The organism is Eremococcus coleocola DSM 15696 (assembly GCF_000428865.1).
GTDB classification, from domain to species: Bacteria; Bacillota; Bacilli; order Lactobacillales; family Aerococcaceae; genus Eremococcus; species Eremococcus coleocola.
Genome location: NZ_AUAT01000033.1, coordinates 1 through 12,998, shown reverse-complemented (window position 1 = coordinate 12,998; position 12,998 = coordinate 1). Strand labels below are relative to the sequence as shown.

Below are 12,998 nucleotides of genomic sequence, written 5' to 3'. Positions count from 1 at the left end.
AACTATATGCTCAACGTAAAATAGAAGTTGAGCCTGTTTTTGGTCAAATGAAGCGCAATTTTGGTGTACGAAGAGTTCATGTAAGAGGAAAAATTGGGGTTTCAAATGATATTGGAATCCTGTTAATGGCAATGAATTTAACCAGATTAGCAGAAATGATAAGAAGAAAAGGAAGGGGACCTCTTTTCTTTTCTTATATTTTATTAAAATTAATAAAAACCGAGAAACATCTCATCTTTTTGAAATGTTTGTCGGTTATTTTTGAGACTTTTTGCCCAGCCTCTTTTACTATTATTCTTACAAAAATTGTTTTAATGGTGATGATGGGAGTCTGCTTGAACTGACTGAGCTAGCATTTCCTTAATTTGAGGCAAGACCGCATCGATTGCAGCCTGGCGATCAATTGTTTCAGTTCCTTCCAAAAGACTACCTAATTGTTGGAGGGCAACATGCCAAGTAGCAATGTCTACCGCTACTTGATCGTTTAAATCATATACCCATTGGGTAAAACGAACTTGAGTCATCCCGTCCCCAATATTTTCTAATTCAATCGCTACATTAGAGCCAAAGACGCCCCACATAAATGATAAATAGGTAGGTGCTTCTACATCTGTAATCAAATTACGTTCAAGAATCTGATTCCCTTTACCCTTAACCAATAAATAAGCACCCGCTTTAATTTCATTTTCAAAGGTCAGTTCAGGAAACCAAAACTTAAGTTTTTCATTCTGGGTTAAAGCAGCCCAAACTTCTGACAAAGCAGCTTGGGTTTCTCCAACTAAAGAGAATTCTTGCCCATGTTGATGGTCTAAATGGTCGAGGACCGACTCATGATGGTGGTGATCATGATCATGGTCGTGGGTATGATTATGGCAGTGAGCATGGTTATGGTGATCTGCTTGATTTTTCGTCATAAAACTTTTCCCCTCCTAATCAAAGTTTGGTCGGTAAACTTCACGACGGTCCAAGGCAAAAATTTGCTGACTAAAAGCACCGCGTTCGGTTTGTTCAAGAGCGGATGAAATCATATTAATCTTAGCATCCATATCATCAATATAATGAATAATTTCGGCCTCTAACAAACGGGGAACCACAGGACTGCCATATTCCTGTTTACCATGATGGGCTAAGACCATATGTTTTAACAAGATAATAGCTTCCGATTGGTCTGGATCAATATTTAAATCGCGTGCAGCCCGATCAATTAGTTCATCAATTAAAACAATATGTCCCATCAACTGGCCTTTCAAAGTGTATTCAGTTGAAATAGGTCCTGATAATTCAATGGTTTTACCAATATCATGTAGAACAATTCCTCCAATTAAAAGAGAAGCATTTAATTGAGGATAAAGTTCTAAGAGTGACTGGGCAATTTTAAGCATAGTCATTGTATGAAAGGATAAACCACCCGCAACCGCATGATGGAGTCGTTTAGCCGCTGGATAGGAATAAAAAGCATCCTGATGATCTTTAAGGATGCGCCGCACAACACGGGCAATCTCTCCGTCTTTAATTAGAAGTAAACTATTTTCAATATCCGTTTGAATAGCTTCTTTACGGATACCAATACTTTCTACATACAAGGTTGGATCATTGGGCTCACCCAATTCCGCCAAACGGATGGCTTCAATTTTTACTTGAGGGGTTCCATTATAGGTATCGCGCCGACCCTTAAGATAGACCACCTTTCCTGCTTGGAAGGCTTGGATTTCACGGTCAGTCGCAGACCAGTACATCCCATCCATCGAGCCGGATTTGTCTTGAAAACGGAAAGCAATAAATGGATTCCCGTTCCGAGCCACCCTTTTATCAGCAGCCTTGATTAAGACAAATAGGCCAAAATTCTCACCATCATGTAAATCATAAAGTTGTGTCATTCATTTTCATCCTATCTATTAAACTTGGGGAGAGTGAATCTAGGCATCTGAATCCGAGCTTAGCTCGCCTATATTTTCCAAATCAATAACCTGTTGGTCTGAGAAGGAATCCCGTGTCTGTTGGTCAAAAGTAAAATATAAAATTTGATGACTTTTAGCCACTTCTTCCAAAACTTGATTCATACTCGTCTTACGTAACTCATCGAAATTCACGAAGGCATCATCAATAATAATCGGCATCTTAACCATATGTTGGGCTGACATAATAAAGGCCAACCGTAAAGCAACATACAATTGTTCAAGAGTTCCTTGGGATAATTCATGTGGTGCAAATAATAAGTCTGAATTATGTTTTACCCTAAGGCTATTCTTATTGGCTTTAATCTGACGATATCGATTAAAAGTTAGGGTCGCAAAAATCTCAGAAGCTTGCTCAATCATTTGCGGTAGTGGATCATCCAAACCTTGGTTTAAAGTTTGCTGAATTATCGCCTTGGCTAATTGCTTTTGTCCCCAATCTTTAAAAACTTCTTCAATCTGGGCTTGTTTACTTGCTAGTGTTTGTTTTAATTCTTGATAAGACCCATCCTCTTTCATCCGCGAAATTTCTACAGCCAAGTTAGCTCTACGCTGTTGATGGGGTTCAATTCGTTCCTTGAGTTCTTTGAGTTGGCGTTTAATTGTATCATAATCACTCATTAGGGCTTGTTTATTCTCAATTTGACTTAAAGCATTTTCGTGTCCGGCAATATAAGTCTGATTCAAATCTCTTTGCTGCCGTAATTCTTTAATTTCTTGATTTTCCTTAAGACAAGCTTGGAAGGCTTGATCATTTTCAACCCCAGCATGGGCAAAAATCATCTGGCGCTCAGCCTCAAGCTTATCATTTTCTTGCTTGAGCCTTTCCTGGTTGACCTTGATATCAGCCAATAAGTCCTCTAATTTCTGAGCCCTTCTTTCAACTTCAGTCAGATCTGCTTCTGTTTCTTCCACAAAACGAATCATTTGACGTGTACTTGGATCGTTTTCCGGCATTGAAAAGCGTTCTATCATTGGCTGTAAAGCAGTTTTCCAGGTTTGAATCGCAACTTCAGTTTGGCCCAATTCAGCCTGATAATGTTGGGTTTTATTTTTCATTTCAAAATAATCTTTGACTGGATTAGCCTTAAGTACAATTTCTGGATCTGCTGTAGGATAGAAACCAAGTTCGACCAACCAATGAGCTTGTTGGTTTTTTATAGCTTGATAGTCTTCTTTAAGTGCTTCTAATCTTTCTTCTCGGTCATTAATTTCCATGCCTAGGGCTCTAGCCTGGTCTTGGGCAAAACCTTCTTTTTCTTTCAATTGGTCAATTTTTTCAAAAATTGGATTACTACGAAATTCTTTAAAAGCCTGACGATGACTCGAAAAAACCATAATTAAGGCTCCTGCACCTAGGACAGCGATAATCACACCCAAATAGAAATAAAGTGATTGAAAACCAATTTGATTAGTTAAGCAATAAATAATAATTGCCACCCCAATAAAACAGAATAGTCCACCAAAAAAATAATCTTTTAAACTCGTTGCTTGAATTAAACGCTCTTCAGCGTTCATCCGCTGATTTTCTAGACTAACTACTTGTTGTCGGGCAATCATCGAGTAATTCTGTTGCTCTTTACGTTGGTCAAGGTAAATCCGTCTTTGCGCCTCAATTTCTTCAGTATCAGCCTGAACTTGATCGAGGTTGGTTTGAAAAACTAAGCCTTCTTGGAGCTTAGCTTGATAAGACTGGGAATCTTGAATTTTATCCGGATAAAACTGGTTCCGCTTGGCTAATTGTTCCATCGAATCCTGATTCTCAAAGATTAATCGTTGTAACTGCTCATTTTTTGCTTGAACTTCTTTAACAGCTTGGGTATGACTCCGCCACTTAGCCCGGTCTTCTTTATGGCGTCGGGCCCAGTCTAAACGAGTTTCTTGTTTGAGTTGGGCTTGAATATGGGACTCACGTTCCTGCAATTGAATTAATTGTAAATGGTTTTGATCTATTTGTTTTTGATTCTGGATGACCGTTTCAGGCGCTTGATCCGGAATCTCTGTATAGGTCAAAGCATTTAATTGGCGTTGGGCTGCTTGATCTTTTAAATAAATATCATAACGATTGAGCAAGCGATCTTTGGCTTGCAAATCTTCCTCAGACTTTCCAATTGCTTGATTTAATTCTTTAATTAATTTAATTTCTGACTCTTCTTTATTCAAAAGATCCTGATACGTTGCGAGTCTTTCGCCTTTATTTTCTAAATCCTGTGCCATTGTCTCATAATCTGCCAACAATTCATTTAGGGGGGGATTAGATGCTCTCGGTTTAAATAAGGCTTTAGCTTCCTTATCTAAATTCCGGGACAAGGCAAGGAACTTGTCTGAACCCAAGGTACCAACACTTAAGAAATAATCATTTAATTGATCTGCCCCTATCCCATTTAATTCTTGTAAATTTTGTAGATTGAAGGCATAAAAAGTATCATACAAATTTTCATCGATACCTGATAATAACTTGTCCATAACCTGATCAGCTTGCTCATTTCCTGTTAAGTCAGTTATGAACAAACCTTGGTTGGTTCGTTCAATCCATAAATCGCCCATATCCGTCTGGGTAAGAAGGATACGACCGCCATACTGGTCCCCTTTACGGGGCTCATACCGGTTTACTTGATTTTTACGGCGTCTTTTATCTGGGAAACCAAATAAAATCGACCGAATAAATGATTGGAGAGTGGATTTACCTGACTCATTTTTTCCATAAAATAATTGCAAATGATCATTAATATCAAAAGTCTGGTTAACCCATTTGCCATAGCCATATATTTCAAGACGCTTAATCTTCATACTTGTCCACCTCCCCACTTAAACCAAAGTTGCCAATAATATAGTTTCGTGCATGGACGATCATATCTGCTTTTAAGTCTGAATCCTGTGCAAGTTCATTTAAATAAGCCTTCACGGTAGGATGGTTGAAGAAATCGGCTAACAAATCCTGATAAGTATCAGGTGTCTGTACCCAAGCCATGGCTTGACTAAATGATTCTTTAAGCCGTTCATCATAATCAAAAATCGCTTCATCCCGATTAGCTAAATAATTAATCTTAACAATAGCAGCAAAAGGTGCATTTAAATCATTGATGGTCGGTAAAAGATCTTCTAGTTGATGAGCTTCCAATTGCTTAACGAGGCCATCCTCCAAATTCTCTATATGATTTAAATCTACTGTTAATAGGTAAGATTGATTACTGGCTTGAGCTTGATCTTTAAAATTATGAATTGCTTGTTGAAGAGCATCAGTGACATGATTTAATTGCCAATCTGGTTGACATTCGATGGTAATTGCATCCCAAATAATATCAGCTAAGGAAATAAAGTCGCTTTGACTCGGTTGCCCCTGCTTTAATTCAATTAGATAAGCCCCTTTATCCCCAGCTTCATTCCGGTGGCGACCTTGGATGGTGCCAGCATATTGAATAATTGGTTCAGAATGTAATAATTGCTGTAGATGAATATGGCCTAAGGCCCAATAATCATACTGTTTTGCCAGTAAATCAGCCACTTTAAAAGGGGCATAGTGATCTTGACGCGGATTGCCAGCTGCAACCGCACCATGTAAAAGACCAATCGTAAAATCGGACTGGTCACTTTTTGTCGGAAATTCCTTTACTTTGTCTTGGTCAATCCAACGATTCCGATAAGAAAAACCTACAATATCGACGATTTCTCCTAATTTAGTCTTCAGCTGAATCCTTTCAACCTGATCACTGGTAAAAGCCTGAACTTTGTCAGGTAAGCTTAACGGGTACTTATCTGTTTTTAAATAGTCATGGTTACCATAACAAAAAACGAGAGGAATACCAGCCTTGGTTAAACGTTCAACTTGTTTAAGAAAGAAATGTTGAGCATAAATGGAGGGTTGATCGGCATTGTAGATATCACCCGCGATAAGGACAAAATCCAAATCTTCTTGAATAGCTCGGCCAATGGCCCGCTCAAAAGCACGGTAAGGAGCTTGGATGAGCTGACCTTGTAGCTCTTGTAATTGTTTAGAGATACCTACAAAAGGACTGTCCAAATGTAGGTCTGCTAAATGCATAAATCTCATGTTTTTCTCCTCCAATGCTTGATTGATGCTACAAAAAGAGACCAACTTTTCCGTATTAGACAAATACACAGAAGAGCTGGTCAAAAAGAAGCGGCAATCGTCAGCTATATTTAAGCCCGAAAGCAGCCACAGTCAGTTCTACTTATAGATATCACTCAATGGTTTCATAATAATATCGTTGATATCATTAATTGTTTGACTAACAGCTTGTTCACTTTGCATTAGTTTCATAATCAAGTCATTGGCAGAAACCTTTTGAGATAACTCTTGTAAGCCTGTCATATCTGCTTCACTCGGTTCTTGACCTTGCATTTGTTTTTCTTGCATTTGCTTAGTCATATCTCTAAATTCATTAAACAATTTGCTTGCTTCTTCATCTGCCTGAATAGCTTCTAAATCAGCCTTGAGTTCAAGGTAAGCAGGTAAAGCACGTAAGTCTCTCTCTAATTGATTCGCTGTATCATAAATATTATTTATTTCTGTCATTTTATTCCACCTCACTAACTATCATCTTAGCAGATTTCTAGCTTAAATTCTATGCTAGACCCTTGTTTTTCCTAAAATGGTAGTTGAATATTTTCAAAAAAACTTTGGACTTGGGACCAAGTAGATTGCCCCCATTCTTTGGCTTGATCGACATACTGGCTGCCTTCATTTCGCCACCAAGATTGGGCCTGGTCTAACCACTGACTAGTTGAATCTTGTAAAGAAATATCCGAAACATCATTGGTATCTACGGTCATTTGGGAAGCCGGGGAGACTGTAAAGGCGGTCTGCGGAGAAGCAGCCATTAAGTTAGTCGTCGCTTGGTTAAAGAAAGACCCCATACCCGAAGGCATTAAATCATCGAGGGACTGCCCCTCTTCCTCTTGGTCTAAACCAACCCAAGAAGCAATGACAAAATCAGGGGTATAACCAATCATCCATTTATCCCGGGTTTGCATATTGTCTTGTGATACTTCGGTAGACCCTGTCTTACCAGCTATTTGGCCATTGGAAGGACCGGCACCATAGGCAGTCCCATTAGCACCATAGGTTTCTAACATCATGGAGGTCATATCAGCCGCTACATTGGCAGTCATGGCCATATGTTTGCTTGGTTTCTCATTGGAATAAACAACTTTCCCATTCGCATCTTCAATCCGACGGATAAAGAACGAATCAGTCCGTACTCCCTTATTGGCAAAAGCCGCATAGGCTGAGGCCATTTCCTCCACGGTCACCCCTTTACTTAAGGCACCAAGGGCCATGGTCAAATTCTGGTCAGATTGAGGAATAGTCAAGCCAAATTGTTTTAATTTTTTGACAGATTGACCAATCCCTAAATGATCCAAAAGGTAAACAGCCGAAGTATTCTTACTTTGAGCTAATGCATAATACAAAGGTACTTGACCAGACGGGTCAGTTTGACGGTCATAGTTCTCAGGTGCATAGTTATCAGGACCATAAGCTTGCACCACGTCTGGTACTTGGGAATGAACATTATAGCCATTTTCTAAGGCTAAACTATAAATGGCTAGAGGTTTAATTGTTGAACCAGGTGCTCGTCTCATATCCGTAGCGCGGTTAAAACCGCGGTAGGTATATTGACCACGGCCACCATAAATAGCTGCCACGCCGCCAGTTTGTGGGGTAATCACCACGGAGGCACTCTGAACTAAGGCCTGGTCGCCTTGGTCTTGTGGAAACATCCAATCATTATCATATGCTTGATCCAAGGCTGATTGGTAAGCAACATTCATATTCGTATAAATCCGATAGCCTTTAGAAAATAAATCTGTCTCAGGAATATCTGCTTTAGCAATAGCTTCATCAATAACCGCATCAAAATAATAAGGATAGGCGTACTCATCGACCGCATAGTAATTATCCAGTAAGTTAATCGCTTGCCCTTGATAATAGGCTACTTCTTCTTGCGTCAGAAGATCTTGATCATCAAGAAGACCAAGGACGACGTTCCGCCGGTCCATCGCTGCTTCATAATCATCAATTGGATTGAATATGGATGGACCCTTAAGGATCCCGGTTAAAACAGCCGCTTCATCCCAATCCAGACTTGAGGCAGAGTGGCCGAAATATTTTTGGCTAGCATCTTCAACGCCCCAGACTCCATTACCAAAATAAGCATGGTTGAGGTACATTTCCAGGATTTGATCCTTATCATAGACTTTCTCTATTTCCATAGCCAGAAACAATTCTTTTAATTTCCGCTGGAGGGTTTGGTCTTGGCTTAAGAAAGCATTCTTAGCCAATTGTTGGGTCAGGGTTGACCCTCCCCCTCCCGAAGTATTCCGGTTAATCAAGAGGCGGACAAAGGCCCGGCCAATCCCTAGAGTATCAAAACCATTATGCTCGTAAAAACGCCGGTCTTCCGTGGCAATTAAGGTCTCACGCATAGGTTGAGCAATTTGATCCAAGGTAATATAAGATCCTTTTTGACTATTTAATTTACCAGCTTCTGTATCGTCATCCGCATAAATAACAGTTTGAGCCTTTAACGCCTCTTGTAAGGTTGAAACATCCGTTGTCTTTGCCAAAAGCACCATATATGAGGAAAGAATAAGTGCTAGTAACATCCCCGCAAAAATAAGCACCTTCCAGCCCCGATAATAATGCCAAAGGGTCTTAAAAGACTGCCAAAAATTTGAATTAGTGAAAGCTTGCCGCCATTTGTGATTCGATTGCATGAGACTTGTGTCACCTTTCTCTAAGTTAATCTGAGTCTAAGTCAAACTTAGAAGTAATACATGGGCCTTAGGCCCGATTTAACTAGATTTAACTAGATTTAGCTAGATTGTTTATATTGTACCAGGAAAATATGATTTATTTATGACCAGAAATATCAAATTAATTAAGACTTGTGCATTGAGATGCGCAAATGCACACGATACCTTAATTTTGTGCATTGTAACTCGTCAATGCACACCGAACTAAAGTTTTAAGTCATAAAGAAAGTAAAAAAGAACTGTATCAAATATTACTTTTGATACAGTCCTACTATTAATAAATTAATTATTAGACTTTAATCTATTCAGCTACAGCAGCGCTTGCAACTGTTCCAGCTTGACGACCAAAGATAATGATATCCGCTACGGCGTTACCACCGATCCGGTTTTGACCATGGATACCACCAGTAAGTTCACCCGCTGCATATAAGTTAGCAATTGGTTGGCCTTCTTCGTTCAATACTTCAGTATTCGTATTAATCTTCAAACCACCCATAGTATGATGAATACCAGGTGCGATTTTGATAGCGAAAAATGGACCTGTTGCTAAACCTTCTTCCATACCAGTTTCACGACCAAACTCTTCATCCTTACCAGCTTCAACAGACTTGTTCCAAGCATCTAAGGTTGCAGTTAAGTTTTCAGCAGGCATATCCAATTCTTTAGCTAAATCTTCTAAGCTATCTGCTTCAACAACTAAACCTTTTTCTTCATAGGTCTTAATTTGTTTGGCACGTTCTTTAAGAGCTGAATCCCCTACAATATATGCATATTTTTCTGGTAAATCAATAATGGCTGCAGATACTTTATCCCGGGTTTCCATTTCATTGAAGAAACGGTTACCTTCTTGACTCACTAAGATAGCACCTTCACCACGAACCGCTTCAGAAATTAAGAATGAAGTGGTTTGTTCAACGGTTGGATGAATTTGGATTTGGTCCATATCAACAGTAGCAGCACCAATGGCTTGCGCCATCTTGATACCGTCACCTTGGGAACCTTCTTGGTTCGTTGTAACAAACCCTTCTAATTCAGGTTTGTTTTCTACTACCATATCCATATTCGCTCCGAAACCACCCGTTGTTAAAATAACTTTCTTAGCAGAAACTTCTTTTTCTTGACCTTCAATGTTCACTTTAACACCAGTTACGGCATTATTATCATCAACTAATAATTCTTTAACATCAGCGTTCACAAATGTAGGGATTTTGCGTTCAGTCACATTAGCGTATAAACCTTCAACTAGGTATTGACCGACAGCAGAACCATCTTCAGGACGGTGAGTCCGTTGAACTGACATACCACCAGTGGTCGTAATGTTATTTAAGGTGATTCCCATAGAATCTAACCAATCAATGGCATCAGCTGAATGATCAACCAAGAAATGAAGTAATTCTTGATCATTGGTTTCTTTACCACCCTTTAAAGTTTCTTCAAAGAATTTGTCATTTGAGTCTTCAATCCCTTGTTCTTTTTGGAACTTAGTTTCAGACGCATTCATACCAGCAGATGATTTGCTAGAGTTACCACCAACGATTGGCATTTTTTCTAAGATAGCAACATTGGCACCACCATCATGAGCAGCAATTGCAGCAGCCATACCGGCACCACCAGCACCTACAATAACAATATCATATGATTCGGCTAATTCAGCTGGATCGGTATATTCTTTTTGAGAGGCTCCTGAGACCGCATCTTCACTTTCAGATGTTGATTCTTCCGCAAAGACACTTAGACTAGGCACTAAAACAGCTAGTACCAACATCATTGAAATAAATAAATAAGAAATTTTCTTTTTCATTCTTATCCTCCTTCAATTTATGATTTATTTCTTTTACAGTTTACCAATAAAATACAAATTTCACAAGCTAAAATCGGTCCCACTTTTCTTAATTTTTTCACATTTTCTTCTAACCTTTAATCAAAGAATTCTTAAAAATAAAAAGGCCTGGATTTGCATCCAGACCTAATGGCAACCTAGTAAAATAGGGTTTAAATTTGTTCACAGCAAACTTAAACGACATCGTCATCCTGACTTTGGTTCGAAACCTTAGATGTTTGCCGCGCAAATGACCTTCCGGTCACTCGACTCATCGCATGTAGGTATCATAACAAGGAAAAGACAAAAAGACAAGTTAAATCTTTACTTAATAAAAAAGAAAGGCCATCCTGAATGTTGACCTGAACCCGTAAACACAGAATAATTTAATAATATCTTAAGATGATGTGAGAGAGACATCGTCGGATAAATGTTGAATTTTTGGAGCATATTGCACTGCACAGTATGGCTTATAAGCATGGAAATACATGCTATAACCTTCAGCCCAGAACTTGATATTCCCTTGTCTCTGTGCCACATTTCCAAATAAGTTTGCCTTTGAGTTTCATTTAAAAGTTGCATTGTAATCTCCTTTATAATCAACATTATACATTAACTTATTTTGATTAATTATAATGATCTTCTATCAAATCGTTTATAGTATATATACTGTTGTTGTTGTTTTCAATAAGAGTTTGTTGCCAATCGAGAAAATCCAGCTTATCCATAGCAAAACACAACAATGCACCACTGTCGTAAACAATGTGAGATCCGATAATTGATTGGTCGACTTTTCCTTGTTTCATTGTAGGAACAATTTCTGAAAATTTCACTTTATTTGTATTAGTAAAATACAAAATTCCCAAATCGTAGTCCACAGATTTAGCAGATTTTATACCTACATACTGAGCAGTACCTTCGATAGTTTCTTCGGCCAATTCAGCTTTTAATTTCTCTTTGTCGGTGTTTTCCTTACGCTTTTTCATTATCGACACATATTCTTTCAAATGCGAATCCAATAAATCTTTATCGCTTGTTTCCTTCTCAACTTCGTCTTTGATTTTGTCTAGTATTTTATATTCTTCATCTAATAGAGCGATTTCTGAATCGGAATACGACATTCCTCTAAAAGTTAAGTCAGTCCAATTTTGTTGCATATAATAATGAAATGCTTCGTGTGACAAAAAAGGAACAAATCTTTTGGAATTGAATTTAGGGGCAAGAGAATCCTCATCTGTTTTTACATAAAAAATGTTTTTTTCCCCTAAAATATTGTACACTTTATCTTTTGTATTAAAATTACCCATTATATATTGAATTCTTTTTGGATAGTTTTTTGATACACGATACACTTTTATTTTGTAAGAATCAGGTAATTTGATTCTTGTTGCAAACAAACTTCTGATTTCTTTTTGTGGATTGATTATGAACAAGTCGCCCATAAAATTTTTATCAAGCACAACAATAGTTTTTTTGTTTAAATCATAATTATTCCAAAGATTAGGATTTTTCGCGTAAAATTTATCGTATTCTGATAAAATTTGTTTATTATTTTCACTCAAACTAGAATAATCAGTCTTGAAAAGTTTGTTAAAACCTATCGGAAAAATAATCAGCAAGACAATTATTAATAAAATGATTTTTAATTTTTTCATAAATTCCTCGTTTCTCAATAATATTCATAATATACAATAATGTTTTATCATTATACCATAGATTCATTTACAAGGTTGAAGTGCTCTACAGTCTCTTTAAGCGTAGTTTTATTAATTTGCCTATATTGTATTACAGATGGCTTGAATTCACTAGTGTTATTATTATTTTTTAACTTTTTAGATAAGTTATCAAAGCCTTTAGATTTGTATTTATTTATCCAGTTTCTCAATGTTGCGTCTGGAATACCATATTTTTCAGCTACTTTTTCTCGGCCACCAGTTTCTCCTGATAAATATTCTAGTACTAATTTTATTTTAAATTCTTTTGTGTATTTTGGCATACAAAAACCCCTCTATCCGTATTCCGGATTTTGGGGTTCAGGTCATGTTGGACTTTCTTTTTTTATCATTACTATTAATTTATTTATAACCTATTTATTCGCCATTAATTCTAAACGGTAACTATTGACTACGGTTTCAGTTAATATCACATAGTACCTAAACGTTGATTTAAAGCCATTTTATAAAACTAATAATCTATACTAATTTCAATAAGTTCACAAATTTTTTCCCTTTTTTGCCCCTTTTAAAGAAGGAACGAGTAAGGCAAATTTTTTAATAGTTCTAAGCAAAAATATCTTTTGCATAGTCATATAAAACCTTAGCGGTTTCTAATGTTAGGTTAGTCAGTTTTCGTTCTCCCCGTCTGATAGAATTTATAGCGTTCCCACTAATGCCTGTATCTTTTGTAATTTGGTAAGCACTGATATCACTATCAATCAATCTTTGAAT

General features: G+C 37.5%; 9 protein-coding genes and 1 pseudogene. 1 reads left to right on the top strand and 9 read right to left on the bottom strand.

Annotated elements, in window-relative coordinates; genetic code table 11:
- Positions 1 to 170: pseudogene (locus G396_RS12150) on the top strand (transposase); the annotation flags it as partial.
- 141 nt (positions 171 to 311) lie between these two features.
- On the opposite strand, the gene G396_RS0107925 reads toward G396_RS12150, so the two are convergent.
- The 9 genes from G396_RS0107925 to G396_RS10550 form a co-directional block, all read right to left on the bottom strand.
- The gene (locus G396_RS0107925) at positions 312 to 914 is read right to left on the bottom strand and encodes an SRPBCC domain-containing protein (protein WP_006418704.1); all 603 of its coding nucleotides are present in this window, start codon (positions 912 to 914) and stop codon (positions 312 to 314) included.
- Between the two features lie 15 nt (positions 915 to 929).
- Positions 930 to 1,877 (bottom strand): 3'-5' exoribonuclease YhaM family protein, encoded by a 948-nt coding sequence (locus G396_RS0107920; RefSeq protein WP_006418658.1) that lies wholly within the window; start codon positions 1,875 to 1,877, stop codon positions 930 to 932.
- Positions 1,878 to 1,916: 39 nt separating this feature from the next.
- Complete coding sequence (locus G396_RS0107915; RefSeq protein ID WP_028125637.1) at positions 1,917 to 4,745, bottom strand: ATP-binding protein; 2,829 nt, start codon at positions 4,743 to 4,745, stop codon at positions 1,917 to 1,919.
- Positions 4,735 to 6,006 carry a metallophosphoesterase family protein gene (locus G396_RS10555; RefSeq protein ID WP_034907879.1) on the bottom strand — a complete coding sequence of 424 codons (1,272 nt, stop codon included), beginning with the start codon at positions 6,004 to 6,006 and terminating at the stop codon, positions 4,735 to 4,737. Before G396_RS10555 ends, G396_RS0107915 begins: the two co-directional genes overlap by 11 nt.
- 138 nt (positions 6,007 to 6,144) lie before the next feature.
- Positions 6,145 to 6,492, bottom strand: a complete 348-nt coding sequence (locus tag G396_RS0107905) for a YlbF/YmcA family competence regulator (RefSeq protein ID WP_006418644.1) — start codon at positions 6,490 to 6,492, stop codon at positions 6,145 to 6,147.
- 71 nt (positions 6,493 to 6,563) lie between these two features.
- Complete coding sequence (locus G396_RS0107900) at positions 6,564 to 8,693, bottom strand: transglycosylase domain-containing protein (RefSeq protein WP_028125635.1); 2,130 nt, start codon at positions 8,691 to 8,693, stop codon at positions 6,564 to 6,566.
- Between the two features lie 340 nt (positions 8,694 to 9,033).
- A complete protein-coding gene (locus G396_RS0107895; RefSeq protein ID WP_006418666.1) occupies positions 9,034 to 10,533 on the bottom strand; it encodes a flavocytochrome c in 1,500 nt (499 codons plus the stop codon).
- Positions 10,534 to 11,177: 644 nt separating this feature from the next.
- Complete coding sequence (locus tag G396_RS0107885; protein WP_034907876.1) at positions 11,178 to 12,206, bottom strand: hypothetical protein; 1,029 nt, start codon at positions 12,204 to 12,206, stop codon at positions 11,178 to 11,180.
- Positions 12,207 to 12,256: 50 nt separating this feature from the next.
- Positions 12,257 to 12,547, bottom strand: a complete 291-nt coding sequence (locus G396_RS10550) for a helix-turn-helix domain-containing protein (RefSeq protein ID WP_211224456.1) — start codon at positions 12,545 to 12,547, stop codon at positions 12,257 to 12,259.
- Positions 12,548 to 12,998: the final 451 nt, after the last annotated feature.